This is a genomic window from Azospirillum oryzae (genome assembly GCF_900177515.1).
In the GTDB taxonomy this organism is placed as follows: domain Bacteria; phylum Pseudomonadota; class Alphaproteobacteria; order Azospirillales; family Azospirillaceae; genus Azospirillum; species Azospirillum oryzae_A.
Genome location: NZ_FXAK01000004.1, coordinates 268,346 through 294,158 on the forward strand (window position 1 = coordinate 268,346; position 25,813 = coordinate 294,158).

General features: G+C 67.8%; 22 protein-coding genes. 12 read left to right on the top strand and 10 right to left on the bottom strand.

What is annotated here, in order from left to right; translation table 11 throughout:
* Nucleotides 1-57: 57 nt before the first annotated feature.
* The 3 genes from B9N97_RS08250 to B9N97_RS08260 all read right to left on the bottom strand — a co-directional run bounded on the left by B9N97_RS08250 (nucleotide 58) and on the right by B9N97_RS08260 (nucleotide 3,171).
* Complete coding sequence (locus B9N97_RS08250) at nucleotides 58-831, bottom strand: class I SAM-dependent methyltransferase (RefSeq protein ID WP_085085206.1); 774 nt, start codon at nucleotides 829-831, stop codon at nucleotides 58-60.
* The gene (locus B9N97_RS08255; RefSeq protein ID WP_432264186.1) at nucleotides 828-1,691 is read right to left on the bottom strand and encodes a class I SAM-dependent methyltransferase; all 864 of its coding nucleotides are present in this window, start codon (nucleotides 1,689-1,691) and stop codon (nucleotides 828-830) included. The genes B9N97_RS08250 and B9N97_RS08255 overlap by 4 nt, the downstream gene beginning before the upstream one ends.
* Before the next feature lie 295 nt (nucleotides 1,692-1,986).
* Entirely contained in the window at nucleotides 1,987-3,171 is a 1,185-nt protein-coding gene (locus B9N97_RS08260; RefSeq protein ID WP_085085346.1) for a glycosyltransferase family 4 protein, read from the bottom strand.
* Nucleotides 3,172-3,401: 230 nt separating this feature from the next.
* Between B9N97_RS08260 and B9N97_RS08265 the strand changes: the two genes are divergently transcribed.
* A complete protein-coding gene (locus B9N97_RS08265) occupies nucleotides 3,402-4,961 on the top strand; it encodes a tetratricopeptide repeat protein (RefSeq protein WP_085085348.1) in 1,560 nt (519 codons plus the stop codon).
* A gap of 3 nt (nucleotides 4,962-4,964) precedes the next feature.
* Here the strand turns inward: B9N97_RS08265 and B9N97_RS08270 are convergent, their stop codons facing one another.
* Nucleotides 4,965-5,771, bottom strand: coding sequence for an FkbM family methyltransferase (locus B9N97_RS08270; protein ID WP_085085210.1), 807 nt, complete (start codon nucleotides 5,769-5,771; stop codon nucleotides 4,965-4,967).
* A gap of 369 nt (nucleotides 5,772-6,140) precedes the next feature.
* On the opposite strand from B9N97_RS08270, the gene B9N97_RS08275 reads away from it, so the two are divergent.
* Nucleotides 6,141-7,538 (top strand): hypothetical protein, encoded by a 1,398-nt coding sequence (locus B9N97_RS08275; RefSeq protein WP_085085212.1) that lies wholly within the window; start codon nucleotides 6,141-6,143, stop codon nucleotides 7,536-7,538.
* A 12-nt stretch (nucleotides 7,539-7,550) separates the two neighbouring features.
* Here the strand turns inward: B9N97_RS08275 and B9N97_RS08280 are convergent, their stop codons facing one another.
* Nucleotides 7,551-9,473 (bottom strand): glycosyltransferase family 17 protein, encoded by a 1,923-nt coding sequence (locus B9N97_RS08280; RefSeq protein WP_085085214.1) that lies wholly within the window; start codon nucleotides 9,471-9,473, stop codon nucleotides 7,551-7,553.
* Between the two features lie 332 nt (nucleotides 9,474-9,805).
* On the opposite strand from B9N97_RS08280, the gene B9N97_RS08290 reads away from it, so the two are divergent.
* The 4 genes from B9N97_RS08290 to B9N97_RS08305 all read left to right on the top strand — a co-directional run bounded on the left by B9N97_RS08290 (nucleotide 9,806) and on the right by B9N97_RS08305 (nucleotide 14,498).
* Nucleotides 9,806-10,483 carry a ParA family protein gene (locus B9N97_RS08290; protein ID WP_085085218.1) on the top strand — a complete coding sequence of 226 codons (678 nt, stop codon included), beginning with the start codon at nucleotides 9,806-9,808 and terminating at the stop codon, nucleotides 10,481-10,483.
* A gap of 452 nt (nucleotides 10,484-10,935) precedes the next feature.
* The gene (locus tag B9N97_RS08295) at nucleotides 10,936-11,688 is read left to right on the top strand and encodes an FkbM family methyltransferase (RefSeq protein WP_085085220.1); all 753 of its coding nucleotides are present in this window, start codon (nucleotides 10,936-10,938) and stop codon (nucleotides 11,686-11,688) included.
* 820 nt (nucleotides 11,689-12,508) lie between these two features.
* Nucleotides 12,509-12,919 carry a hypothetical protein gene (locus B9N97_RS08300; RefSeq protein ID WP_085085222.1) on the top strand — a complete coding sequence of 137 codons (411 nt, stop codon included), beginning with the start codon at nucleotides 12,509-12,511 and terminating at the stop codon, nucleotides 12,917-12,919.
* A gap of 127 nt (nucleotides 12,920-13,046) precedes the next feature.
* Nucleotides 13,047-14,498: a CDC27 family protein gene (locus tag B9N97_RS08305; RefSeq protein ID WP_085085224.1), complete on the top strand. Its 1,452-nt coding sequence runs from the start codon at nucleotides 13,047-13,049 to the stop codon at nucleotides 14,496-14,498.
* Between the two features lie 18 nt (nucleotides 14,499-14,516).
* On the opposite strand, the gene B9N97_RS08310 is transcribed toward B9N97_RS08305, so the two are convergent.
* Both B9N97_RS08310 and B9N97_RS08315 read right to left on the bottom strand, forming a co-directional pair.
* Entirely contained in the window at nucleotides 14,517-16,226 is a 1,710-nt protein-coding gene (locus tag B9N97_RS08310) for a tetratricopeptide repeat protein (protein WP_085085226.1), read from the bottom strand.
* Between the two features lie 185 nt (nucleotides 16,227-16,411).
* The gene (locus B9N97_RS08315) at nucleotides 16,412-16,906 is read right to left on the bottom strand and encodes a hypothetical protein (protein WP_085085228.1); all 495 of its coding nucleotides are present in this window, start codon (nucleotides 16,904-16,906) and stop codon (nucleotides 16,412-16,414) included.
* Between the two features lie 111 nt (nucleotides 16,907-17,017).
* Between B9N97_RS08315 and B9N97_RS34845 the strand changes: the two genes are divergently transcribed.
* On the top strand, nucleotides 17,018-17,581 hold the full coding sequence (locus B9N97_RS34845; protein ID WP_143266529.1) for a hypothetical protein: 564 nt from the start codon (nucleotides 17,018-17,020) through the stop codon (nucleotides 17,579-17,581).
* Between the two features lie 3 nt (nucleotides 17,582-17,584).
* Here B9N97_RS34845 and B9N97_RS08320 read toward each other — a convergent pair whose 3' ends face one another.
* Nucleotides 17,585-18,490 carry a LysR family transcriptional regulator gene (locus B9N97_RS08320; RefSeq protein ID WP_085085230.1) on the bottom strand — a complete coding sequence of 302 codons (906 nt, stop codon included), beginning with the start codon at nucleotides 18,488-18,490 and terminating at the stop codon, nucleotides 17,585-17,587.
* Nucleotides 18,491-18,622: 132 nt separating this feature from the next.
* Here B9N97_RS08320 and B9N97_RS08325 point away from each other — a divergent pair, with 132 nt between their 5' ends.
* The 3 genes from B9N97_RS08325 (at nucleotide 18,623) to B9N97_RS08335 (ending at nucleotide 22,033) form a co-directional block, all read left to right on the top strand.
* On the top strand, nucleotides 18,623-19,963 hold the full coding sequence (locus tag B9N97_RS08325; protein WP_085085232.1) for an amidohydrolase family protein: 1,341 nt from the start codon (nucleotides 18,623-18,625) through the stop codon (nucleotides 19,961-19,963).
* A 71-nt stretch (nucleotides 19,964-20,034) separates the two neighbouring features.
* On the top strand, nucleotides 20,035-21,234 hold the full coding sequence (locus B9N97_RS08330; RefSeq protein ID WP_085085234.1) for an arabinose transporter: 1,200 nt from the start codon (nucleotides 20,035-20,037) through the stop codon (nucleotides 21,232-21,234).
* 28 nt (nucleotides 21,235-21,262) lie between these two features.
* A complete protein-coding gene (locus tag B9N97_RS08335; protein ID WP_085085236.1) occupies nucleotides 21,263-22,033 on the top strand; it encodes an SDR family NAD(P)-dependent oxidoreductase in 771 nt (256 codons plus the stop codon).
* Nucleotides 22,034-22,213: 180 nt separating this feature from the next.
* Here B9N97_RS08335 and B9N97_RS37000 read toward each other — a convergent pair whose 3' ends face one another.
* Entirely contained in the window at nucleotides 22,214-22,486 is a 273-nt protein-coding gene (locus tag B9N97_RS37000) for an SMC-Scp complex subunit ScpB (RefSeq protein ID WP_432264187.1), read from the bottom strand.
* Between B9N97_RS37000 and B9N97_RS36190 the strand changes: the two genes are divergently transcribed.
* Nucleotides 22,392-22,661, top strand: coding sequence for a hypothetical protein (locus tag B9N97_RS36190; protein WP_244560614.1), 270 nt, complete (start codon nucleotides 22,392-22,394; stop codon nucleotides 22,659-22,661). The two genes, B9N97_RS37000 and B9N97_RS36190, sit on opposite strands and share 95 nt — an antisense overlap.
* Before the next feature lie 177 nt (nucleotides 22,662-22,838).
* Here B9N97_RS36190 and B9N97_RS08345 read toward each other — a convergent pair whose 3' ends face one another.
* Nucleotides 22,839-24,071, bottom strand: a complete 1,233-nt coding sequence (locus B9N97_RS08345; protein ID WP_085085238.1) for a hypothetical protein — start codon at nucleotides 24,069-24,071, stop codon at nucleotides 22,839-22,841.
* A 583-nt stretch (nucleotides 24,072-24,654) separates the two neighbouring features.
* On the opposite strand from B9N97_RS08345, the gene B9N97_RS08350 reads away from it, so the two are divergent.
* Nucleotides 24,655-25,638, top strand: a complete 984-nt coding sequence (locus B9N97_RS08350) for a recombinase family protein (protein ID WP_143266530.1) — start codon at nucleotides 24,655-24,657, stop codon at nucleotides 25,636-25,638.
* Nucleotides 25,639-25,813 lie beyond the last annotated feature (175 nt).

Below are 25,813 nucleotides of genomic sequence, written 5' to 3' on the forward strand. Positions count from 1 at the left end.
AAGTCATGAAGTGATGTGGTGTTTCCCCCTCTTCCAGAAGAGGGAGAGGGAGGCTTTTCACGACCCCGGCCGGCGGGCCAGCACGTAGATGTAGTCGCCGTGCGACCAGGAATTCAGGCGGAAGATGTGGTACAGCGCCTCGGCAAGGAAGCGCCGGCCGGGGCCGTAGTCACCCTCGGTGCCCTGGCCGCTGGCGGCGCCCAGCACGTTGCGGTAGAGCGGCGAGAAGAAGGGGAAGCCCCACTCCACCACCCGCTCGATCTCCAGCCCGACCGACTGGATCTTGGCCTGCAACTCGCCGCGGGCATAGTTGCGGTGGTGGCCGACCGTGCGCTCGAAATCGCGCATCCGGCCCTGCAGGGTGGAGACCAGCAGGTAGCGGCCGGTCATGGCGGCGAGGTTGCGCAGCGCCGCGACGTCATCCTCGATATGCTCGACGACATCGGTGCAGACCACCAGGTCGAAGCGGCGGTCGAGATGGCCGGCGGCGACGTCGAGCAGGCCGAACTCGGCGTTCGGCGCGCGGCGGCGGGCGACGTCGATCGCCTTGGCGGCGAAATCAAGACCGGTGTAGCTGGCCTGCGGCTTCAGCGGCATCAGCGTGGCGAGCAGCGAACCCTGGCCGCAGCCGACGTCAGCCAAGCTGTCGTAGTTCAGCGGGCGCACCATCTCGGTGACGATGCGGCGCAGATGCCGGCCGGTCGGGCCGTATTTGCGCATGTCGTTCCAGCGCCGCTCCCAGCTGTCGTCGTAATCGACGCCGCCGGGATGGTCTGCCGCCGCCGCGGGAAGGGGGGTGTGGGTGGCGGACTTGAATGCGTCGTCGCTCATGCGGGCCTCCGGCGCAGGATGAATTCGTTGCAGCCCGTCGGCACGCGCGGCGGACGGACCTCCAGCATGTCGAAGCCGAGCGCGTCCATCCGCGCCCGCACCTCGTCGGCACTGGCATATTCGTAGGGGTAGCCGCCGAGCCAGTCGGTCACGTCCACCCAGAACTCCATGCCGCGCTCCTTGCGCAGCGGGTTGGAGCCGGTGATCGCCCAGGTCGCCAGGAACATCAGCGAGCCCAGCGTCCAGTCCCAGAATTTCCGAAGGAAGCCCGGCGACAGATTGTAGACGATCTTGATCAGGGTCCAGATCGGCGAGGTCCAGTGGCGGTTGTAGAGCGCCAGCACGAAGGTGCCACCCGGTGCCACCAGCGGGGCCACCGTCTCAATCGCCGGCCACATCGATCCGGTGTGATGCAGCGAGCCCCAGGCATAGACCACGTCGAAGCGGCCGAGCGAGCCGACGAAGCCGCTGTCCAGTGCCGAGCCGCGGCGGAACTCGATGCGCTCGGCCAGTTCGGGCGCGAAGCGGCCCAGGTTGCGGCGGGCGACCTCGACCCCGGTGGGGTTGACGTCGAAGCCCAGCGCGCGGGCGACGCCCAGCTTGCCGGCGGCGATGGTGAACAGGCCGGAGCCGGAGCCGACGTCGCAGAAGCTGGCGCCCTTCAGCCGGTCGGTCCCGACCAGCCCCTTCAGGCTGTCGATGGCCGCCACCAGCCGCGGCTCGTCCAGCACGGTGCGCGAGTAATGGTCCCAGTTCTCGCCGAAATTGAAGGCCAGGGCGGGTGTCCCGGCCGGGGTTCCGCCCCCGCCTTCCGCCGTCTTCACCGGTTCCGCCACGCTGTCCGATCCCTTGCTGTCCAAGCCCACTCTGCCGCGCCGCCATACGCTCCCGAAAGCCGCCGGATGTCAACAGGACGTCAAGCGGGAGGCGTGGCGGCATGTATCCTTGGACGGGCGGAGAGCGGTGGGCAAGATGAACACGGATGTCACGGATTTAGACACGGATGTCACGGATATGGCGTTGCGAGGCGGCGTCTTCATGAAGGAGCGGGGGCGCCGCCAAGATCAAAAAAAATCCGTGAAATCCGTGTGTTCATCCGTGACATCCGTGGAGATCTTGTCAGACACCCCTGAACGTCGCAGGAATCCAAACGCCTCACTCCGCCTGCGCCGACCGGACCCGTCCCGCCGCGGTGCGACCGGCGAGCGCCAGATCGCGGTAGGCGGTGGCGACGGCGCGCCAGGAGAAATGATCGACCACCCGTTGCCGGCCGCCCTCGCCCAGGCGGCGGCGCAGGGCCGGATCTTCGGCCAGACGGGCGATGGCGGCGGCAAGCGCCGGCGTGTCGTCGGCGTCAAGCATCAGGCCGGTCTCCTCCTCCACCACCAGATCGCGGTTGCCGGCGATGCGGGTCGCCACCACGGGCAGGCCGGCGGCCATCGCCTCCAGAACCACGTTGGGCATGCCCTCGTCGCGCGACGGGAAGACGAAGGCGTCGGCGGCGCGGTAGGCGGCCGGCAGCTCGTCACGCCCCAGCCAGCCGCAAAACGCGATGCGCTCCGACAGCCCGAGCCGGGCGGCCTGCGCCTCCAGCTCCGGCCGGGCAGGGCCATCGCCGACGATGGTGAGGCCGATGCGCTCGCGCAGAGCCGGCGACAGGCTGGCGAGCGCCTCGAACAGCACGTCCAACCCCTTCTGCCGCACCACCCGGCCGACGAACAGCAAGGACAGGCGGTCGCCGTCACCCGCCGCATCGGCGGGCGAGAAACGGGCGGCATCGACGCCGTTGGGGATGATGGCGATGGGCTGGTCGGGAGCGAAGCGGCGGGCGAGGTCGGCCAGCCCCTTGCTGTTGGCGACGACGGCGGAGGAGCGGCGCCACAGCCAGCCGATCACCGGGCCGGCCAGCCGGTGATAGAGCGAGATGCCGTCATACTGGAAGCCCGGCACGTCGCCGCCGCGCAGGCTGACGACATAGGGCACGCCGGACAGCGCCTTCACCATCCAGGCCGCCGGGCCGCAGGGCAGGCCGAAATAGGCGATGGTGGCGTCCGGGCGCCAGCGGGCGGCGATCCAGGGCGCCATCACCAGCGAACTGGCGAGGAAGGCCAGCATCTCCACCACCGAACTGCGGTCGCGGCGGCGGCGCAGGGTGGGGATGCGGCGGATCTCCACCCCGTCGGCCCGCCGTTCCATCCGCGACAGATCGCCGAAGGCGGAGGTCAGCACCAGCACCTGTTCGCCCAAGGCGGCCAGCTCGCGCGCGGTGTTGTCGGTGGCGTTGGCCGCCCCGCCGCCCAGCGGCGGAAATTCGTAATTGATCAGCAGAAGCCGTGCCATGCCGCGCGCCATATTCCCCGTTCGACGAGCGCCATTGATGGGCGGTGAGCGGCGGCGATGCAAGCGGTCAGCCAACTCCACTTGCCGGCCCCACCTGTCATCACGCTGGCCGCCCCACCTCCATCCGGCCGGTGCCGGTCCTTTGCAGCATCGGCCATCTCTGCTACTGATCGCGCCGGTTTCCGATGCTGTCCGAAACCAGTTCCTCAACCGGGGCGATGCGGTCCTTCATGAACATCCAGCAAGCCTTCGCCACGGCTCTCGGGTTCCAGCAGAGCGGCCAGGCCGGGGAGGCCGACCGGCTGTATGGCGAGATCGTCGCCGCCGATCCGCAGTTCGCCCCCGCCGTCAACAATCTGGGGCTGCTGCGTGCGGATGCCGGCCGCGATTGGGAAGCGGTGGCGCTGTTCCGCCGCGCCCTGAGCCTGACGCCGCACTCGCTGAACGGCTGGATCAACCTGGGGGCGCTGCTGGTCCGTCTCGGCCGGCCGGAGGAGGGGGTCAGGGCCTACCGCGCCGCGATCCGGCTGAAATCCGATCAGCCGGCCCTGCTCAACGAGCTGGGCGTCCAGTTGGAACGGCTGAAGCGGCCGGAGGAAGCCTGCGACGCCTTCGGCCGCGCCGTCGTCCTGGCGCCCGACGATGCGGAGATCGCCAACAACCACGGCGCCATGCTGCGCATGGACCACCGGGTGGACGAGGCGGCGGCACGCTTCCGCCGCGCCATCGTGCTGGATCCTCGCTATGCCGGGGCCTACAGCAACCTGGGCTCCGCGGTAAAGGACAAGGGCATCTTCTGGGAGGCGCTGCTGGCTTTCCGGCGGGCGACCCGGCTGGACCCGGATTTCGCCGGCGCCCATTGGAACGAATCCCTGGTCCGGCTGCTGCTGGGCGACTTCGTCAAGGGCTGGCGGGGCTATGAATGGCGCTGGAAGCATGGCCGGCTGCCCTCGCCGCAGCGCAGCTTCGAGAGGCCGCGCTGGGACGGCTCGCCGCTGAAGGGCCGGCGGCTGCTGGTCTATTGGGAGCAGGGCTTCGGCGACGTGCTGCAGTTCGTGCGCTACCTGCCGCTGCTGGCTCAAGCGGCCGGCGGGCAGCCGGTCTATCTGGAATGTCAGCGGGCATTGCTGCCGGTGCTGCGCAGCCTGCCCGGCACCATCGCGGTGGAGACCGGCGGGCCGCTGCCCGACTTCGACGTCCAGATCCCGGTGCTGAGCCTGCCGGCGCTGTTCGGCACCCGACTGGAAACCGTGCCGTCCCGCGTTCCTTACCTGTCGGCGGAGCCCGATCTGGCGGCGCGCTGGGGCGAGCGGCTGGCAGGCTTGAGCGGTCTGAAGGTCGGCATCGTCTGGGCCGGATCGCCGACCCACGGCAACGACCGCAACCGCTCCATTGGCCTCGCCCCCTTCGCGCGGCTGGCCTCAATTCCCGGCGTCAGCCTCGTCTCCATCCAGAAGGGGCCGACCGAGGGGCAGGCCGCCGACCCGCCCGGCGGCTTCCCCCTGCTGAACCTGTCGCCCGACATCAAGGACTTCGCCGACACCGCCGCCATCATCGCCGGCCTCGACCTCGTCGTCTGCGTCGACACCTCCGTCGCCCATCTCGCCGGCGCCCTCGGCGTCCCGGTCTGGGTGATGGTCCCCTTCGCCCCCGACTGGCGCTGGATGCTCGACCGCGACGACAGCCCCTGGTATCCGACCATGCGCCTGTTCCGGCAGGACCGGCCCGGCTCCTGGGACGACGCCATGGACCGCCTGGAGCGCGCCTTGCGTGAGCGCGCTGCCGGATAAGGATCAGAGCGCGGCGTAGGGGCCGTCGCGGTGGACCAACACCAGATCGACCTGCCACATCCGCTCGTCACCGGGGCGATAGAGGGGATCGACGATGTCCCAGACCTGGAAACCGTAGGGCGCCATGGCGTCGATGATGCGGGCCAGCCGCGCGTCCTCGCCGGCCAACGTCGCCTCGATCACGAAGACGCTGGCCGGCTCCATCAGGGTGGCGGCGCCGGCCAGCACCTCCAGCTCCAGCCCGTCGACATCGATCTTGACCAGCAGGGGGTGGGCATAGCCACGCTCGGCGCACAGCCCGTCCAGCGAGACGGCCAGCACCTCGCGCAGGCTGCGCAACGCATGGTCCGGCTCCACCCGATGGTCCGCCGCGACGACGGAGGAATAGAGCCGGTCGTCGGACACCGCCAGCCGGCTGGTGCCGCCCTGCCGCGCAACGGCGGCGATGCGGTATTCGGCGCTGCGCAGCTCCGCGCACAGCCGTTGCAGCGCCGGTTCGTTCTCCACCACCGGCTCGATCAGCACATGGTGGGCGTCGGGGAAGACCTCGTAGAGCGGCGGCGTGCCGGTCTGGGCCCCGACATCGATCACCGTGGCGGGTCGGAAGCCCCGGCCGCGCAGCAGGGCCAGCGTCTTGTGCTTGCTTTGGCGGACCATCGTCCGCTGGGACCGGATCAGCCCCAGCAGCGTCGCCGCCATCGGGTGGCCCGGGCTGACGCGCAGGATGGCTTGGTAGAACTCCTCCGCCCGCTCCAGATCGCCGGACAGATGGACGTCGAAGGCGATCTTAAGGCCGTCGGCGATGCTCACGGCTCACACTCCGGTCACGGTCCCACCGTCGCTTCGGCGGTGCGAATATAAAAGTGCCACGCCGGAGCGACCGGCGTGGCACAGTTTCGGCTGGAACCCTTTCCCGGGTCCATACAGACATTTGATGATATTCAGCGAGCTGTTCAAGCGCGTTCTCCTCGAACGGCCATGTTTTGGCTTGGCATCGCCTTAATATTTTCGCAGGACGGTTGCGGACCCGTATTCAGAGCATCGGCCATCCTCCCGGGATGGCGCATTCGGGCTCCGCAGACCGCGACTCGGGGAGGAGACGGCAGGGATGCGCCGGCAGCTTGTCAGGGACGGGGCGTCATGGGATGAAACCCGCCCCAGCCTGCGAGGCCGATCCCGATGCCCCCTGTCCCTCCCTCCACCGCATTCGCCGACCTGCAGGCGGCCCGCGACGCCGAACGGGCGGGCGAGCGCGAGACCGCCATGGCGCTCTACCGCCGGGTTCTGGAGCTTGGTGGCGAGGCCGAAGCGGCGGCGGCGCATGACGCGCTCGCCAGGATTCTGGTGGGGCAGGACATGGCGGAGGCGGCCGGCCATGCGCTCGCCTCCTGGCGGCTGGCGCCGGCCGATCCGACCCGACGCTCCAACCTGTGGCAACTGCTGACCCATCTGGGCGATGCCGGCGACGTCGCCCGCTTCCAGGGCCGCGAGGATTGCGTCGGGCTGGTGGCGCTGGGCAACGCGCTGCGCCGCGACGGCCAGGGGCTGCGCGCCGAACGCGCCTACCGCCGGGCGCTGGATCTCTATCCGGAGGTCTCCTTCACGCTGAGCCGGCTGGCCTGCCTGTGCGCCGAACAGCATCGGCTGGAGGAGGCCGACGCCCTGTTCCTCCAGGCGGCGGAACGCCATGGCGGACGCGATGCCGTCACCCGCACCGCTCCCGCCTTTCTTGCCTGCCTGCGCGAGGGACCACCGGCCGCCGGCATCCGCGCCACGCTCGCCGAAGGAAAGGCAAGCGCCGACCGGCCGCTGGTGGTCTACGCATCCTGCGACGCGGTCTATGCCCGCAAGTTCCTGCCGACCATGGTGCGGTCGATCGTCGAGGACAGCGGCCTGGACTGCGCCATCGCCCTGCACCTGATCAACCCGGACGCGGAGGCCGAGGCGACGGTGGCGTCCCTGGCCGCCGCCCACGGCGCCGGGCGCTTCATCGTCCTGCGCGAGACCATCGACCTGACGCCACTGGACGACAACGCCAAGACCTATTACGCCTGCAGCCGTTTCCTGGTGCTGCCCGACCTGCTGGCCCGCTGGAAGCGGCCGATCTTGATGCTGGACGTCGATCTGCTGGCGGTCCGCGACCTGAACCCGCTGCTGGCGACCTCCGCCCAGTCGGATTTGGGCATGATGAGCCATGCGCTGAAGCGGCTGGACATCTGGAGCCTGCTCTACGCCGACGTGTTGCACATCCGGCCGACCACGGGGGCTTGGCGCTTCCTCGACCTCGCCCGGCGCTACATCCGCCATTTCCTCGACCGCGGCATGCCGGTCTGGTTCCTCGACCAGGCCGCACTCGCCGCCGTGCATCTGGCCGGCTTCACGACGGAGGCGGCGCCGCGCCTGACCGTCTATCCGGCCGACATCCACAGCAGCACGGTGATGGTCGATGGCGAGGGCCGCTACTGGACCGACGACAGCGCCTATTTCTATTCGGTCCGCGCCACCGGCGGCGGCCAGCATGCGGTGGACCGGCTGAAGCGCCGGGCCGGCACCACCGCCGACCTGAAGCAGGGGTGATTTCGGCCGGCCTTACCGGATCCAGCCCATCGTCCGGAAGCGGTCGAGATTGTCGCGCACCAGCCGGGGATGGCGGTCGACCGGCACGACCTCATACTCCTCGCGGGCGCCGGGCGCGCCTTCGGGAATGGCGCTGCCGCCGTCGAGGAAGCTGGCGACGCCGGCCATGTTGCCTTCACCGAAGGACTGGGCGTGCTCCTGGTGAGCGTAGGCGTTCAGCTTGGCGGCGAAACGCTTCAGATCGCCCATCCAGCTGAAATGCCAGCCGGCGTCGCGGATGAGGTGGCCGATGTCCTGCTTGGCGAGGTAGCGCACGGCATTGGGGCCGGTCTGCCGGATGAAGCGGAACGGAGCGGCCCCGGCGGCACGCCAGTTGCGGGCGAAGCGGTAATTCAGCCGGTAGAAGAACAGGTCGAGTTCGGCGGTGAAGACGGTGTCGAAGGCCGGTCCGCCGCCGCGCAGGCGTTCCACCACCTCGCGCCGCAGGATCTCGTCGACGTCGGAGACGATGACCATGTCTTCGTCGCGGCAGCCATCCAGCCCGCGCAGGATGGCGTCGCGCTGGTAGGCCTCCCGCTGCCAGGAGAAGGTGCCGACGAGTTCGTCCACCACCACGTAGCGGACCTTGTCCATATAGGGCCGGAACCGCTCATGATGGTCGCCGAAGGTCAGCGCCTTGGGTTCGCCGGAATGGGTATGGGTCGCTTCCACCACGACGAAGCGCTCGACCACGTCGTAGAGTTCGGCCATCCGGATTTCCAGGATCTCGGCCTCGTTGAAGAAGGTGCAGCAGTCGAAGATTCGCCGGGATGCCGGTTCCGCCGGAACTGCCGGTGCCGCTTCGGCGAAGGGGTTGCCGCCGGACGGCGGATGAACGGGGTTGCGGCCGAGCGCCGTCGCATAGCCGACGAGGGCGCGCAGGCCGAGCAGGGTGGTCCAGCGCTGCGTGCGGGTCCAGTTGTCGATGCCGGGGGCCTCCAGCAGGCGCTCCATCGTCGCGGACAGGCTGTCGAAGGAGGCCCGCGCGGCGCCCTGCGCCGCCATGTCGTAGACGTAGGCATAGGCGAAGCCCTTCAGGCTTTCCAGCAACGCCTCGATGACGAGATACTGCTGCGCCTGCGCCCTGCGCTCCAGCCCGGCCGGGCTGTTCCACAGATCGAAGGCCTGGCTGTGGGCCTCCAGTGCCTCGCGGTAGCACTGCCGTTCCTGGCGCAGCGCTCCCAGCCAGTGCAAGGTGGCGGAGGCCGCCTGACGCAGAACCTCCGCCCTGCCGGCCTCCCGCCAGTTCATCGCTTGAAGCGCCGTCGCCCGGCAACGGGCAAGGGCCGCCGTCTGGCCGGGTGGGCACAACCGGTCCAGCAGGCCGAGCAGAGGGCCGGTCGGACGATCGCGCACCAGCAGGTCCGCAAGAGCGCGGATGCCCTCCTGCAGGGCGGTGTCGCGCAGGCGGTCGGCCTGTTCCGTCGCAGGGGCGAGCAGCAGTCCCCGGGCGATCGCCATGGCCGCGGCCGCTCCGTTGCCATCGGTGCCGCGTTCGAGCTGTCCGGCGACCAGAAGCGCCTCGGGGTTCGCCGGATCGAGGGCCAGCACCTGACGGCAGGCGCGCCGGGCATCGCCGTTGCGTCCGGCATTCGCATCCTCCGCAGCCCGCCGAAGCATCATGGCGACCAGGGCGTCGCGGTTGGCGCGAAGGGGATCGCGCGGCGCTCCATGGTCCGCGAGAAGAGTGAAGCACCAGGCCGCGAGCCCCAACTGGCCCTTTGCGTAGGCCTCGTTCCCCTTCGTGAAGACAGCGGTCAGCACCGCCTTCGACAGGGCGACAGCATCGGCGTTCGCCGGGTCGCGCCCCAGGATGCGACGCAGCCCTTCGATTGCGTGCCATGCGCGCCCCGCTTCGGCATCGGCACGGGCCTGGTGAAGGCTGGGGGCTGTCATGGGACTGGTCCTGGCGATGGGGTGGATGGAGGGATCGGAAACGGCGGCGCGGCTTCGCCTGCCGCTCCCGCCGGTGATGTCCGCAGCGCCGGACCGGGCCGCCGGATGGGGTGCGTATGCCATGACGGAGCCGGGGCTGACAAGCGTGGGGCGGACGGGCCGCCACCGTTCCGGCTGCTCCCATCACCACATCCTATGTTTTATTATCATGATTTCATGCTTCTTCTTCATGACGTGAAACCACTTCCCTCTTTCCTGATCTTGCGTGTAAATCCGCGAAGCTCCCGCTCGGGTCAGCCCGCTTTCCATCCTCTGCTACCGGGAACCACCGCATGGCTCGGATCATCAGTTTCGCCTCCACCAAGGGCGGCGTCGGCAAGACCAGTCTGGTCATGGCGCTCACCTCCGAACTGCGCCGGCGCGAGGCGAGCGTGCTTCTGCTCGACTGCGACCCCAACCGGCATCTGGCCGAATGGGCGCGGCGGCGCAACGATGCCGGCGTGCGGGTGCTGGACGAGATCACGGAATCGAACGTCCGCCAGACGGTGCAGGAGAATGCGCCGAGCTTCGACTACACGCTGATCGACCTTGCCGGCTTCGGCAACCTGACCATGCTCTACGCCTTCTCGGTCAGCGACGGGGTGCTGATCCCGACCCAGCAATCCTTCATGGACGTGAAGGAGACGGTGCGCACCTTCAAGGTGGTGGCGGACTCCGTCGGCGTGCTGAAGCACACGCCGGCCTCCAGCGTGGTGATCGTCCGCACCCAGGCGGCCATCGAATCCCGCGTCGACCGCCATGCCCGCGGCCTGCTGGACGAGCATGGCGTCCCGGCCTTCCGCACCGAACTGATCGAGCGCTCGCTCCTGAAGGAGATGACCTACACCGGCCACGGACCGGGCGAGGTCAATCCCGACAGCAACGCCGACCTGAACGTCCGCGCCCTAACCGACGAGTTCGTCGCCTTCCTGGAAGCCTCCCCGGCCAACCCGCTGATCCCGCGGGGGTGAGGGGACGGGATTGGTATTCAAGCATGTCAGGGAAGCCGGCCCAGCGAGCGGAGATTGAAAATATGCCATGAACCGTTATCATGATTTTATGAAATCATTTAATCCTCATGCGGCCAGCGGCCCGTGGTTGTCCAGCGGGTTGATCCCCGTTCGAGAAAGGGTTGGAACCGCAGCTGGGTTATAAAGCGGCATGGGGCCGAAGCGACGTATGGCCGGATAGCCAAGCGCCGTCTTCGGGCACATGATACAGACCGCAATGGCGAGCCCGCCGCTCCGACGGGTCTGGCACTGAAGCGATTGTCAAAGAGATCCTGACTGCAACGGCCTGTTACAAGATTTCTCCTATGACATTATGGAATTGCACCCTCTACCATCCATCGATCCAATATGATATTTTTCTCAACCATTGCTCAAGCTTCAACGCTCATCCTGAGGAAAGGCCATCCTTCTAAATGTCGAAGAACACTGGTTTCTACGAAGCCTTAAATAGCGTCGGCATTCTCAATTCGGGAAGCATGGAGCAGACTGGCGAAAAATACTTCCTGGAACGTTATTTGCCGATCCGGCAAAATCCCGTTGTTTTCGATGTGGGAGCATGCGACGGCGGCTATTCATCCGCCGTGCACAGCATTAGCCCTTCCGCCCGCCTGTTTGCCTTCGAGCCGCATCCGAGTTCTTTCGAACGTCTGAAGTCCATTCTGGCTGGAACCGGCGCCACTCTGATTCCGAGCGCGCTAGGCGACGAAAACGGAACGACACGCTTCTACGATTACGCTGATCAGGATGGCACTTCGCACGCAACCCTATACAAAGACATCATCCACCAGATCCACAAGGGCACATCAAAGGCGATTGATGTTTCAATCCGTAGGCTTGACGATCTGCTGCCCCAGTTAGGAGTGGAGCATATCGATTTCTTGAAGATCGATACCGAAGGGCACGAACTGTCCGTACTTCGTGGTGCGACCAAGGCCATTGCCGACGGCCGAATCGATGCCATTCAATTCGAATTCAATGAAACCCACGTCATCTCGCGGACTTTCTTCAAAGATTTTTGGGACTTTCTTCCCGACTATCTATTCATGCGCCTGCTCCCCAACGGCGTGATCAAAATCACGGATTACAATCCGAATTTCTGCGAAATCTTTGCATTCCAGAATATCGTTTGCGTCCGCAAGGAGGTTTACGCCAGATACTTCCGCTAAGGACGGCGGCAGGCGGAGCAGGAGCATAAAGCACAGCTGCTCTTCAAATCTGTGCGCGCGCCGTCATCCAACGGCGCCGCCACTGGTGCTCGGTACAAAGACAGTTTTGTTGTCCGGCCGACGTCAATCACCTGCCCTGCCGCAGGTGGATCGGTCAGTCACAGCGCAAGAGCGCCGCATGGCGTTTTGCGGATCGAACAGCCCAATCGGCTTTGATGAGGTCGAACTTTCCCGGGTAAAAGGCGGTCGTGCCCCAAGCGGGTGCCACTCACGACAAAACACCAAAAGCATCTCAAGCAATTGCTCTTCAGTTCCGCCGTCCACGAGCCGGCTGCGGAACTCGCTCAATCCGAGGCACCAAAGCCGGGACGACACAATCCTGGTCATAATGACAACACATTTTAATGATTTATGTTCATTATTTACATTCATGATTAAAATCGTGCACTTGCCTCTTGTCACGGTCCCGTGGAGGCCATGCCAGCCTTCAGGTCATGCCTGAGTTCGGGCATCAGCAATGCGTCCCTTTGACCGAGGCAGGCAAGGTCAGTTCCTTGCCAAAGGTACAGTTGGCGGCATGCCTCATCCCCATGAGCGATCACGCACGCTACCATTTTTCATGATTTTATTTCATGTCTCTATACGCTGCCATAACTTCTTTCTCCGCCCCCCCCTGTGTTTCCCGCGCCACGCCGGCCGGCTTTCCGTCATGGCACGCATCGCACCCGCCACATGTCGCAAAGACAGGACAGCAAGTCATGATATTGCTTCATGGCTTATCCAGCCGGCCCATGCCGGTGCCGCCCTGACCGGAGTGCCCATGTCGACCGAAAGCCCCGCCAAGCCCCCCCTGAAGCCTGCGGCCAAGCCGGCCCGTCCTCCGCTGGGCGGGATCGGGATCGGCGGGCTGGGGGCGGGCGACGTCGACCCGATCCGCCAATACGGGTTGAGCAAGGGTTTCCTGCCGACCGAGACGGAGCCGTCCGCAGCATTCGCCCCTTCTCATCCGCAGGCCCCCACTCCGCAGCCCCAGCCGGCGCCGGCCCCCACCATCGTCCGTCCGGCGCCGACCCGGCCGTGGCAGGCGATGCTGCCGGACTATCTGGTGGAGGAGCTGCGGCAGGCCGCCGCACGCGAAGGCACCGCCCAGAAGGTGATCGTGCTGAAGGCCCTGCGGCAGGCCGGCTTCCGGATCGACGACATCGACCTGCAGGACCTGCGGCGGCGCTGAGCCCGCCCCAAGAAGCGCACAAGCGCGGCCGAAGGCACGGTTTGACTCTCCTTGAGGAGCCGTCTATGCCCTAACCGCGCTCTGCCCCTGCTCCAAACCGACTGCAGACCACCAGCGACGACGAGAGATGAAGGCAAACATCACCCAGGCGGCCCCGGCGCCATCCTCCCCGGCAGCCTTGCCCCTTCAGGCCTCGCCCCGTCCGGTGTCTGCCGTCCCGACCCCCGCCCCGACCCCGACCCCGGCCCCGGCCCCGCCTCCCGCCCAGCCCCAGGGTTCCCACGGCCTCAGCATCGACATGCTGGAACGGATGCTGGAACAGCAGCCCAACGACCCCAACGTGTGGAGCGCGCTGGGCGCCCTGCTGCGGCAGGCCGGCAAGCCGGAGGCGGCGATCGCCTGCCAGCGGCGCGCGCTGGAGATCGACCAGCGCCATGTCGGCGCCTGGACCAATCTGGGCAACGTGCTGGGCGATGTGGAGCGTTATGACGAGGCCATCGCCGCGCAGGAGCATGCGGTGGTGCTGTCGGGCGGCAACGCCAATTTGCTGTCCAATCTGGTGGTGGCGCTGCGCCACGGCTGCCGGTTCGGCCGCGCGCTGGAAATCCTGGACGTCGCCCTGCGCGCCCGGCCCAACGACCCGCAGCTGCTGTGGGACCGCGCCCTGACGCTGCTGCAGGTCGGCCGCTATGCCGAGGGTTTCCGCGACTACGACTCCCGCCTGTCGCTGCCCGTCTATCAGAACCGCATCGCCGAAGGGCCGATGTGGGACGGCGGGCCGCTCGACGGCAAGACCATCCTGCTGACCACCGAACAGGGCTTCGGCGACGTGCTGCTGACCGCGCGTTATGTGCCGATGGTCAAGGCGCGCGGCGGCCGGGTCCTGCTGGAATGCCATCCGGAACTGCAGCGCCTGCTGTCCGGGCTGGAGGGTATCGACGGCTTCGTGCGCGCCGGCACCGCCTACCCGGCCTACGACGTCCATTGCCCGCTGATGAGCCTGCCGCACCGGCTGGGCACGACCATCGAGACGGTGCCGCCGCCCACCCGCCTGACCGTCCCGGCCGAAGCGCGCGAGAAGGCCGCCCGGCTGGTGCCCGGCAATGACGGCACGATCAAGGTCGGCATCATCTGGTCCGGCCGCGTCACCTTCAAGGACAACGCGCGCCGCGCCACCACGCTGAACCGCTTCCTGCGCTTCCTCGACGTGCCGAAGGTGCGGCTCTACAGCATCCAGAAGGGACCGCCGGAGGCGGAGCTGGAAACGCTCGGCACCTCGACCCTCATCACGCCGCTGGGGCCGCATTTCAACGACTTCGCCGACACCGCGGCGGTGCTGGAACGGCTCGATCTGGTGATCATGACCGACAGCTCGGTCGCGCATCTGGCCGGCTCTCTCGGCCGCCCGGTGTGGAACCTGCTGCAGTTCATGCCCTACTGGGTCTATGGCGATAAGGGAGAGACCACCCCCTGGTACCCGTCGATGCGCCTGTTCCGCCAGACCACGCCCGGCGACTGGGACAGCGTCTTCGCCGCCGCCGAGCAGGCCCTGCGTCAGGTGGTGGCGCTCAGGAGCTGAAGACGGACGCCCGTCAGGTCACAAGGCTCGTCCCGTGCGCTCACCGGTCATGGGGGAGGCCATCCCGATGGACCGCAACGCCTTGGCCACCTCGACCAGCACGCCGATCCAATCTCCGGGAATGGCTTGGCGGAACAGCCGTAAATTTGGGTACCAGGGGGTTGAGGGTCCGGTTACCCCCCAGAACCATGCCGGCACGAACGGCAGCAGCACCCAAGCCGGAACCCCCAGCCCGCCGGCGATGTGCGCCGTGGTGTTGTCGATGGTGATGACCAGATCCATGGCGGCCACCAGAGCCGCGAAGCCGTCGATGTCGCTGGAGGGGTCGATGCTCGTCTCATGGAAAAGGCCGGCAAAGCGCCGCTCCTGATCGTTGATGCCGTATTGCAGGCTGATGAGGCGTCCTCCGGCCGCCGCCAACCCCGGAGCGAGAGCCGTTGCGAGTTGCTCCAGCGCAAGCGAACGGCTTTCACTGGCAACCGAGCGCCAGGAAAGACCAACGCACAGCCGCGCATCGCCGTGGCGGGCGCGCAAGGCGGCAACCCTGTGCGGATCTGCGGCCAGATAAGGCCGCTGTCGGACGAAATCCTCCGGCCTGCGCCGCAGATGGCGCGGCAAGTCACTGACCGGGACTTGCGCCACGCTGTCCGCCACCAGCGCAGGCGCCGCCATGGCAGACGGGCTATCCGCTCTCGCCACCACCTCCGTCCCAGGCAAAGAGCGCCGCAACAAGGGGACGAGACGGGGGTCGCATGCAAGACGGCAGGCGATGCCGGCCTCGGTCAGGTCCGGAATCAGGCTGGCGAACAGGATTTCATCTCCCACCCCCGGTTGCCCCACCACCAACAGCCGGCCGGCCGGTATGGCCGCCCCCGACCAGTGCGGCAGGCTACCCCCCACTTCCGGCGGCGCACCGGTCTGCCAGCGGGTTGCCAGATCGTCCCATCCGCCGGTCATGTCTCCCAGCAAAAGCCGGGCGACTCCCCGGTTCACCCGCAGCCCGGAATTGTCCGGCTCGATTTGCAGAGCCCGGTCGTACAGGGCGATCCCCCCCTGCGGCCTGCCCTGATGCACCCGCGCATTGGCGACAAGCGCATAGCCCTGGACCGAGTTGGGCGCCAGAACGATCACCCCGCCGCCATGCCGCTCCACATCGGACAGCCGCCCCTGCGCCATCGCCACCAGTGCGCTGTCGAGCACGGCTTCCATCGCATCGGGGGCCAGGCGGCGCCCGCGCGCCAAAGACAACTCGGCAACCTCGTGACACCCCTGGGCGTGCAGGACGGCGCCGCGATTGATGTACGCCATCGCCAATTCCGGCACGAGCAAGGCAACCATCCGGAATGCCGCCTCGGCTTGCGTCAAGGCGCCTTTCCGGTACAAGAGCATCCCGCGCCGGAAAGCGACGTGCGCCATCAGCGGATCACAGCGCAACGCCATCCCATAGGCCGCGACCGCGCCGGCCTCATCGCCCTGGTCTGCCAGCAGGGCCGCACACTCGGCAAAGGCGGAGGCATCGGCAGGGCATAAGGCGATGAGGCGTCTCAGGCAAGCCAGCCCGGCCTTACGATCACCGGCCGCTGTCACGGCCTTGCCCAGCAAGCGCCACCCATCGGTGTTCACAGGGTCGGCACGCAGGACGAGGCGATACAGCGCCATCGCCTCGTTCAGACGCCCGGCGGTATGATGGTCCGCCGCCAGACGCAGAACGTCACCGGTCGTCGCCATAAATCTGCTGTTCCAATGCCGTTGTGCAGCCCGATGCGCATCCATAATGCGGCACGGAGAGGCTGACCAGGGCAATTCACCATTTGGACAGCCGCACCACGTGAGCATCGGTCCATGCGGTCGAGCAGGGCACGGGACGACTGATGATCTGGCGACCAGGGCCGGCGATCATGCCCCCCGGTCCATCACCTACCGTTTTCCCCAGCCCGGCCATAGCGGGCCAGCAGCGGGTCCTGCCGTTTCAGGATGCGCTCCAGGTTGGCGAGCGCATCGTCCACCCCCTCGGCCGGCTCCACCCAGCGGTCGGGCTCCGGCGACATCGGGGGCGCTTCCTTTGGCGATGCCGCCGGACGGGGCAGGGAAGCGGCACGCGGCGCCACCTCCCCCAGCATCGGTGCCAGATCCTCCGCCACAAAGGTGCGGTGGCTGCGCCGCCGGGTGATCTCCACCGCGATCTCCAGGCGCGGCAACTCCTCCAGCAGGTCGGTGGCCGCACTGGTGGCACAGCGCAGCCGCGCTGCCAGACGGGCCGGGCCGATCACCTCTTCGGCCGCCACCGCGTCGACAGCGCGGCGGATGCGGGCGTCGCTGCGCCGGTCGCCCACACGCCGGCGCCAGCTGCGCCAGCAGTGGAGCAGGGCGATGAGCCGGTCATCCCCCTCCTCCGCCTGCCGAGCCATGCCGTCGAGAAAGGCAAGTAGCCAACCCCCCTGGGGCTCTGCGCGGCGAATTGCTCCCACCCCATTCAAGCAGGGTAGCGGCAGCGGCGTCATTCCCTGAGCGGCGAGGAAGTGGGAAACCGCAAGGCAAGCGCCGCTGCGGTCGCCGCCAGCTTCCAGGTGGGCAAAGAAGCCAATGCCGCAAGCGATCAGCGCTGCCGAGCCTACTGCGGCGTGGGCCTCGTCCATCTGCGCATGCGCGTCATCTGTGCCGGTCGGGGCGAGAGCGGCTGTCGCTTTCTCCTGAAAATTTTCTCTTGGTTTGACGTGCATCATCTAGACGAATCAACGGCTTGGGCGAAATTCTTGCGGCTCAGAAATTTCTTGCAGCCGAACGCTTTCATGGCCCAGCAGTCAACACTCGGCAAACCCAGCTCTAGCCCGTTTGACGGTCGGAACGGTCGAGATTTCCCTGAGCGGTTCCGGAACCTGCCCGCCGCTGGTCGAATCGCCCAAGGATATGCTGCCGCTTCCGGAGCCGGTGTCACTGCGTCATCCGCACAGACCGCAGCTTTCGCCCCGCGCTCGTGTCTTCATCAAATGTCTTCATCAAATGTCTTCATCAACGGGATGACCAGCCGGTTCGCCGCTCGGGATCGCGCCGCTCGTGGAAGCGGCGAGCCGGAATTCCGATGAATTCTAGAGGCTTCGAACGATCCCGTCGCAATAGTCGATGAATGCCCGGACCTTGGCCGGCGGATGCTGGCGCGAGGGATGGTAAACGAAAAGCGGGAAGCGCTCGCCGTGCCAATCGGGGAACAGATCGATCAGCGCGCCCGACGTCAGCCGCGCACCGACACCCCATCCGATCACCTGCGCGATGCCGGTGCCTGCCAGACACTCCTCCAACAGCGATTTGGGATCGGTGAAGGTCAGCGGTCCTGTCGTCGGCACCTCGATCGCTTCGGTGCCGCGGATGAACTCCCAACCGAAGGGGCGTCCCGAGGAAGGGTCGATGAACTGCAGGCAGCGATGCCCGGTGAGGTCCGATGGATGCGCGGGCTTGCCGTACCGGCCGAGATAGGCGGGTGACGCCACGGTGAGGATCGGCGCCTCGACCAGCAGGCGCGAAATCAAGCTTGCCCCGCGCGGCTGACCGAACCGGATGGCGAGATCGATGCCGTCCGCCACCAGATCGCCGAAATGGTCGCGCGTCACAAACTCGACGCTCAGCTCAGGGTGGCGCTCGCAGAACGGGCCGAGCCGTCCGGCAAGCACCAGCGGCAGGAAGAAGGGGTCGATATCGACCCGCAGACGCCCCCGCACCGCCGAAGCGGCGCCGGAGGCCGATGCCGCGGCGTCCTCGATGGCATCGAGATGAGGTTTCGCCTCCTCATAGAAGCGCCGGCCTTCGTCGGTCAGCGTGACTGACCGCGTCGTGCGATCGAGCAGGCGAACGCCCAGCCGTGCTTCAAGCCGGCTGATCGACCGGCTGACCCCGGAATCGGTGAGCCCGATCAGTTCAGCGGCTTTGACGAAGCTGCCCGCTTCGACCACAGCTGTCAGCACGCTGACCCCGGACAGGATCCGTCCATCAAAGGGCATGCGACGCCTCTTCTTATCCTTATCTGATTTTCTGTCAGGAATGATCTGACACAATCTCACTTAATTCAAGAGTGGTTCCGGGCGATATCGCTTGCGAGGCATCAAGGCCCCAAGCCACGAAAGGACCGGATCATGACGCAGAGCAATTCCCGCACGCTTTTCAAAGGCGGCACGATCATCACCATGGACAGGGCGACGGCCGCGCCGCCGGTGGGCGACGTGCTGGTCGAGGGAGACCGGATCGCCGCCATCGGGGCGAACCTGTCCGCCGCGGACGCCCAGGTCATCGACGCCGCCGGCAGCATCGTCATGCCCGGCCTGATCGACGCCCACCACCACATGTGGCTCGGCGTGATGCGGCGGATGATGCCGGATGTCGATGATCTCTTCGCCTATATCGACGTCGTCGCCGAGACGCTGGGGGCTCATTACCGACCGCTGGACATGTATCTGAGCACCAAGCTGACGGCACTCGCCTGCCTCGATGCCGGCATCACCACGGTCATCGATGCCTGTCACAGTTCGCGCAGCCCGGAACATACCGACGCGGCGCTGGACGCACTCGACGACAGCGGTATCCGCGCCCTCCACATGGTCGGGGCCGCGATGGACAAGGGGGCAACGGGCGCGCATATCCCCGCCGATCTGAAGCGTCTGGCCGACAATTGGAACCAGGGCGACGGGCTGGTGCGGGTGGGGCTGTTCGGCCAGTTCAACATCGACTGGTGGCGGGCTGCCCGCGCGCTCGACATGCGCATCCTCACCGAATTCATCGGCGATCTGGCGACGCTGGGACCGGCGTTCGACGAACCCGGCCTGCTGGGCAGCCACAATATCTTCAATCACTGCACGCGTCTGCCGGAGGAAACCTGGAAGCGCCTTGCCGCCGCCGGCGTCAACGTGACGGTCAATCCGCGGTCCGACGCTCTCTTCGGCTTCGACGACGAGGGCTTCGCCTGGCAGCAGGCGGTCGACCACGGACTGGCGCCCGCGCTCGGCATCGATCTCGACACCGCCTTCGGCAGCGACCTGTTCGGCGAGATGCATGCGCTGTTCGGCCAGCAGCGCTCGGCCATGCGCTATCGCCGGTTCCGTGGCGAGGAGACCGCGCCCGCACCGATCTCCGTCGAGGCCGTGCTCCAGTCCGCCACTGTCAACGGCGCGCGTGCTGCCGGCCTTGAGGATCGGATCGGCAGGTTGGCGGTCGGCTGTCAGGCCGACATCGTCATGGTGCGCACCGACGACGTCGCCGTCTTCCCCGTCACCGACGCGGTCGGGACCATCGTCCAGGCGGTCGAACGCTCCAACGTCGACACGGTCATGGTGGCGGGCGGCATCCGCAAGCGCGGCGGCACGCTCGTCGGCGTCGATCTGCCGAAGCTGCAGGCGGAAGTGAACGGCTCGCTCGGCCACCTGCTCCAGGCCAGCGGCTATCGGCCGGGGCGCTCCGGCACGGGCACAAAGGCAGCCTGATCGAGCGGGGACGCCGCCTCCCTTGTGGGCGGCATCTCCTTCCACATCTGCGAACCCTCACGGAGGATGGCATGTCGGCAACTGCCGTCAAGGATGCGGGCCGGCCCGATGCCGTACCGCAATTCCTTTCCCGCCCTGCGCCGGGCATCATCGCAGCACTGTTCTGCGGCTATCTCGCCGTCGGGCTGCCGCTGCCGGTGCTCCCGCTCTTCATCCACGACAAGCTGGGCTTCAGCACCTTGATCGTCGGGCTGGCGATCGGCATCCAGTTCCTGGCGACCGTGCTGACGCGCGGCTATGCCGGCCGTGTCACCGACCAGCATGGCGGCAAGCGCTCGGCGTTGCAGGGTGCCGCGATCAGCGCATTCGCCGGCCTGCTCTATCTCGTCGCGTTGCTGCCGGGGCTTTCACCCGGGCTAAGCCTGGCGCTCCTGGTGGGGGGCCGACTGGCGGCCGGTCTTGGCGAAAGCCAGTTCGTCACCGGCTGCGTCTCCTGGTCGATCGCCTCGGTCGGACCGCAGCGGGCCGGCATGTCGATGTCCTGGACCGGCATCGCCATGTTCGCCGCGCTCGCCATCGGTGCACCGGTCGGCATGCTGCTTTACCAGGGCTATGGTCTCGAGGTGGCGATGGTCGCCTGCATCGTCGCGCCGCTCACCGCCGTCGCCATAGCAATGCGCGAGACCTCCTATGCCACGCCCGCCGGTCCCCGGCTGCCCTTCCACAAGGTGGTCGGCCAGATCTGGCGCGAGGGAGTCGGCCTGATGCTGCAGGGGGTCGGCCTGTCGGGACTGACGGCCTTCGCCTCGCTCTATTTCGCGGCACGTCACTGGAACAGCGCCGGTCTGGTCATGACCGCCTTCGGCGTCGGTTTCATCGCGGTGCGCGTCGTTTTCGGCAGCCTGCCCGACAAGATGGGCGGCTATCGCGTCGCGCTGTGGTCGCTCGTGATCGAGGCCGTCGGACAGGCGATAATCTGGTCGGCGCCGACCGATGTCATGGCGCTCGCCGGTGCCCTGGTGACGGGTCTCGGCTGCGCCCTGGTCTTTCCGGCGCTCGGCGTGGAAGCCTTGAAGCGGGTGCCGCCCGCCAATCGCGGCAGCGCCATGGGCGCCTTCGTCGCATTCCTCGACATCGCCTATGGCATTTCGGGGCCGGCGGCGGGCGTGATCGCCGGGCAGTTCGGCTATGCCGCCGTGTATCTGTTCGGCGCGGCCTGCGCATTGGCCGGCGCGGCCCTGACCATCACCGCGCATGGCCCACAATCCTGAACATTCCCCATCGGAAGGAGAAAACTCCATGTCCCGCATCTTTATTTCCGGCTCATCGACCGGGCTCGGCCTCATGGCAGCCGGGTTGCTCACCGGAAAGGGCCATCAGGTCGTCCTGCATGCCCGCAACGCCGACCGGGCCGAGGATGCCCGCAAAGCCTTGCCACGGGCCGAGGCGGTCGTGGTCGGCGACGTTTCGACCATCGCCGGCACCAAGGAGGTCGCCGCCCAGGTCAATGCGCTCGGCAGGTTCGATGCCGTCATCCACAATGCCGCCGTCGGCTATCGCGAGGCGCATCAATCGACGGCCGACGGTCTGCCGCACGTCTTCGCGATCAACACGCTGTCGGCCTACATCCTGACGGCGCTGATCGACCGTCCGAAGCGGCTCGTCTATCTGTCGTCGGGCATGCACCATCGTGTCGACGCCAATCTCGACGACATCCTGTGGAAGAAGCGCCGCTGGAACGGCTCGGAAGCTTACGCCGAGAGCAAGCTGCACGACGCGATGCTGGCCTTCGCCATCGCCCGCCGCTGGCCGGAGGTTTTCAGCAATTCCCTGGAGCCAGGGTGGGTACCGACCAGGATGGGCGGCCCCGGCGCGCCCGACGACATGGATCAGGCGCATCTGACCCAAGCATGGCTTGCCGCAGGTGACGATCCCAGGGCGGATGTCACGGGAGACTATTTCTATCACATGAAACGCATGCCCCCCAACCCGCAGGCGCTGGATCCCGATCTTCAGGATCGGCTGACCGCCCTCTGCGCCGAAACCTCCGGCGTCACGTTGCCGTCCTAGCACGACGGCCGGGCAGACAGCCGCTACTCCGCTCTGGTAGTGGCCATTCCGTAGCCCACTCCAATGGCGACCAGCCTACATCACTGAGGTGTATCGGAACCTGGAGCCGCACCGTCACCCGGGCCGACGTGACGGCCACCGTGGCGAGAGCCCGGTGAGGTCGATAGCTGGCAGGCTGGGTTAGGAGTGTCGGTGGGCCAGAGGGAGCGACGCTCGCCCCGCAGGCTCTGATAGGTCCGGCGCCCCGGCAGGGGTGTCGTCGAGCACACCGGTATCGGCCAGCCCCATCGCCTGCAGGTCGTCCAGATCGGGTAGGTCGGCCAAGCTCTCCAAACCGAACTGGTCGAGGAAGGCGTCGGTGGTCACGAAGGTCAGCGGGGCGCCCGGACGCGGACTCCGCGGCCCCGGCCCCACCAGCCCCCGCCGCGCGCAGGCGGCCGACGGCGTCGGCATCGACGGTGCGGCCGAGCAGGCGATCAAGGCCGCGCCGGCTCACCGGCTGGTGATAGGCGATGTTGGCGAGCAGCAGTTGTTCGTCGACGCCATCCTCACCGTTCTGGTGGTAGAGGCCGCGTTGGAAGATCAGCTCCACACTTTTCTGCGGGCGTTCCGACAGGCGGTCCACTAACGGTATCTTCTAGGGGAAGCCCAAGCCTTGAATGCTGGGGTCTCGCCGAGCCGGGTCGTCCTGCTTGGCGGCGTCATGGAGAGGCGCCTTACCGGTTTGCCTGCGATTTCCTCAGGACGCCGCGTCACGGTCCGCCGGTTCGCAGGCGCCACGGCCTGCTGGATGAGGCCTTGCCGCTCAGCGGCCGGGTGGCAGAAAGCTGAGGTCGCAGGCCCAGAGCCGCTCGCCGCCGCGGTCGGCGATGTCGCGCACCACGCCGGCCTTGGCGAGCTGCTCCACCAGCAGATGCACCCCGCGCAGCGACAGGCCGCACCGCCCCTTCAGTTCGCCCGCCACCCGGCTGATGGTGAAGGCCGGGCGGTCATGCAGCCAGTCCAGCACATCGGGCAGCCGCGAGCTGCTGCGCCGCGGCGTGGCGGCCAGCCGTGCCTCCCAGTGCTCCTGGACCAGATCGAGATGGCGCAAGCGCTCCAGCTCATGCGCCACCAGCTCGGGAATGCTGTCGAGGACCCAGCGCGTCCAGGCGCCTTCCGTCCCGGCCAGGGCGAGCCGGTAGCCGGTGACGTCGCGGGCGAGCGCCGCCGTCAGCGGTGGTCCGGCATGATGCAACCGGCAGGCCCCGCGGACCAGGTCGGGGGCGGCAAGCCACACCACCACACTCCACCACGAGGTCGGCGGCCGTTCCGCCGCAACCGCGGCCCGCAAGGCAGCGCTCTCGGCATCATCGTCCGGACCGCGGCGCTGCGGCGCTCCCGGGTCGGGCCGCAGCGCCAGGGCGCGGATCGCCGCGGCAGCCCCGAGCAGGCCGGGCGCGGCCGCCAGGGCCTCCGCCACCGCCTCCAGCGCCGGACCGGCATCGGCGGCGCGGGCCGCGCCGAGGCCGACCGGACGGCCGCCCTGGGCAACACTCCAGCGCCGGTGCAACTCGTCCAGCCAGGGGTGGGTCCAGGGCGTCAGCGGCGGCGGGGTAGTACCGGCCGCATCGCCTTCCACGTCGTCCAGTTCTTCGCCGCCCCCGAGGTCGACCGCTTCCAGGGCGGCAATCGAGGCGCGCACCGCGGCCACGACGTCCCCCGACTCCTCCTCCCTGTCCGGGGTCGCCGCGGACCGGACGGTCGCGCATTCCGGCGGCAGGGCGGCAGTCAGACCGGCCGGCAGCTGGGCGAACAGCGGCACCAGCAGGGCGGCGCGGGCGGCCTCGCCCCGGGCATGCTCCGGGGCGGCGAGGGCGCGTTGGAAGTCGTGGGCGTCGAGGCGGTGGCCGTCGAGGCGGATCACCGCAGCGGCCGCACGGCGGGCGGCATCGGCGGCGAGGCGCCGGCGCCGCGCCGGATCGGCGAGCGCCTGGTCGAGGCGGCCGAGCGCACGTTCGGCGGCGAGCAGGGCGGGAAGAAGGGAGAGGAGGATCATCGCGGCTCCGGAAAAGCCGCGCCAGGATAGCCGGTTGCAGCGATCATTGCTAACTGCACCGACATCGCACATCCAGAATACCGGGTATCGATAACGTCCTGATAATGACAGTTATCAGGGCGTTATCGTTGCGATAGACCCCGGCACTTGTCAGTTTTCCGGGATCGGTGGACACGTTCCGTCCCTCAGACCCTCCCGGCACCCCCTTCAGGACCGCATTTCCGCCCCGGCTGAATGAGATGCCCGCAATTTGTGCGAAAAGTCCGCCCTGCGTGCTTCCGCGGCTGCTTCATCCCATCAAAAACAAGCGAACAATCCTGAGCGGTGCGGTCACTGTCCCAGTGCGACCTGCTCCCATGACAGCCTTGATCACAGGGCACAAGGCGAGGGAGCGGTTTGGCGTCTTGTCGCGTGGCATCGGCCGGCTGCGGATGTAAGCGGCAGGAGCAATGCACCCCAGCCCGACCGGTCCCACTCCGGCGAGCACCTGTAAAGGAAATGGACTGCTCTGAAACGGTCGTTTACTCATATGCCCTGAAACTTTACAAAGGCGTTTCCGTCCCCGTCCTGCCTGGACTCCGCCATGGCGCTCATCGGCTACGCCCGCGTCTCGACCGACGATCAGACCACCGCCGCCCAGATCGATGCGCTGCGCGCCGCCGGCTGCGCCACGATCTTCGAGGAGAAGGCCTCCGGCGCCTCGCGCGCCCGGCCCGAGCTGGCACGCACCCTGGCCGGCCTGACCAGGGGCGACACGCTGGTGATCTGGAAGCTCGACCGGCTCGGCCGCTCGCTGGCCCACCTGCTGGAGGTGATCGAGGATCTGCGCGGCCGCGGCTGCCATTTCCGCTGCCTCACCAGCCCGATCGACACCGCAAGCCCGCACGGCACGCTGGTGCTGCAGATGCTGGGCGCGGTGGCCGAGTACGAACGCTCGCTGATCCGCGAGCGGACGAAGGCCGGGCTGAAGGCGGCCAAGGCGCGGGGCCGGGTCGGCGGCAATCCCAAGCTGAAGCAGGGCGACACGGCGATGGCGCGGCGTCTGGCCGAACGGCAGCGCCAGCTCTACCTGCTGGAATTGACCCGCACGGCGGAGGAATGGCTGCCCACCGTGCGGCGGCTCCGGCTGGCCCACTCCCCGGCCCGCTCCTGGGCGGCGGTGACGCGGGCGGTGAACGCCAGGCTGCCGCCGGGCCGGCATTGGACCGCCGAGCGGCTGCGCCGCGCCGTCCGCGCCTTCGTCGAGGAAGGGCTGGCGGAAAGGGCACTGCTCGACAAGGCGCCTGCGGTGCGCGGGGACGACCGGCTGATGGTGCTGGTCGCCGGCATCGCCCGGGCGAACCCGACGCTGTCGCTGCGGGCCATCGGCGCCCAGCTGGAGGCGATGCGGGAGACCACGCCGCGCGGCGGGCACAGTTGGGCGGCGGCCTCGGTCAAGAACCTGCTGGACCGTGCCCGCGCCCAGGGGCTGCTTCCCGCCGGCCCGGCAAGCCCCGCCGCTCCGGCCGACGCCTCAAGCGCCGGCCTCCCGGAAACAGTCCGGCCGCCGCGGCGAACCAGGGGATAAACCACGGGTGGGGCCGGAGGCCGGGAGTTTGTCGTTGCGTCCGGCACCGGCGCCGCTTAGATGCCGGGAATGTCCGCCCGTCCCGGGAGGCCCCAACAGCCGCGCTCCGCCATGTCCCTGCCCCCCATTCCCCTCCTTCCCAGACGGAAGGACACGGACGACCGGCAGTCCGAAC

Excerpts from the sequence above, each read along its gene's own strand:
- B9N97_RS08250 (WP_085085206.1), bottom strand. The coding sequence starts at position 831 with ATGAGCGACGACGCATTCAAGTCCGCCACCCACACCCCCCTTCCCGCG.
- B9N97_RS08260 (WP_085085346.1), bottom strand. The coding sequence starts at position 3,171 with ATGGCACGGCTTCTGCTGATCAATTACGAATTTCCGCCGCTGGGCGGC.
- B9N97_RS08265 (WP_085085348.1), top strand. The coding sequence starts at position 3,402 with ATGAACATCCAGCAAGCCTTCGCCACGGCTCTCGGGTTCCAGCAGAGC.
- B9N97_RS08275 (WP_085085212.1), top strand. The coding sequence starts at position 6,141 with ATGCCCCCTGTCCCTCCCTCCACCGCATTCGCCGACCTGCAGGCGGCC.
- B9N97_RS08280 (WP_085085214.1), bottom strand. The coding sequence starts at position 9,473 with ATGACAGCCCCCAGCCTTCACCAGGCCCGTGCCGATGCCGAAGCGGGG.
- B9N97_RS08290 (WP_085085218.1), top strand. The coding sequence starts at position 9,806 with ATGGCTCGGATCATCAGTTTCGCCTCCACCAAGGGCGGCGTCGGCAAG.
- B9N97_RS08295 (WP_085085220.1), top strand. The coding sequence starts at position 10,936 with ATGTCGAAGAACACTGGTTTCTACGAAGCCTTAAATAGCGTCGGCATT.
- B9N97_RS08300 (WP_085085222.1), top strand. The coding sequence starts at position 12,509 with ATGTCGACCGAAAGCCCCGCCAAGCCCCCCCTGAAGCCTGCGGCCAAG.
- B9N97_RS08305 (WP_085085224.1), top strand. The coding sequence starts at position 13,047 with ATGAAGGCAAACATCACCCAGGCGGCCCCGGCGCCATCCTCCCCGGCA.
- B9N97_RS08310 (WP_085085226.1), bottom strand. The coding sequence starts at position 16,226 with ATGGCGACGACCGGTGACGTTCTGCGTCTGGCGGCGGACCATCATACC.
- B9N97_RS08315 (WP_085085228.1), bottom strand. The coding sequence starts at position 16,906 with ATGGCTCGGCAGGCGGAGGAGGGGGATGACCGGCTCATCGCCCTGCTC.
- B9N97_RS08320 (WP_085085230.1), bottom strand. The coding sequence starts at position 18,490 with ATGCCCTTTGATGGACGGATCCTGTCCGGGGTCAGCGTGCTGACAGCT.
- B9N97_RS08325 (WP_085085232.1), top strand. The coding sequence starts at position 18,623 with ATGACGCAGAGCAATTCCCGCACGCTTTTCAAAGGCGGCACGATCATC.
- B9N97_RS08330 (WP_085085234.1), top strand. The coding sequence starts at position 20,035 with ATGTCGGCAACTGCCGTCAAGGATGCGGGCCGGCCCGATGCCGTACCG.
- B9N97_RS08335 (WP_085085236.1), top strand. The coding sequence starts at position 21,263 with ATGTCCCGCATCTTTATTTCCGGCTCATCGACCGGGCTCGGCCTCATG.
- B9N97_RS37000 (WP_432264187.1), bottom strand. The coding sequence starts at position 22,486 with ATGCCGACGCCGTCGGCCGCCTGCGCGCGGCGGGGGCTGGTGGGGCCG.
- B9N97_RS08345 (WP_085085238.1), bottom strand. The coding sequence starts at position 24,071 with ATGATCCTCCTCTCCCTTCTTCCCGCCCTGCTCGCCGCCGAACGTGCG.
- B9N97_RS08350 (WP_143266530.1), top strand. The coding sequence starts at position 24,655 with ATGGCGCTCATCGGCTACGCCCGCGTCTCGACCGACGATCAGACCACC.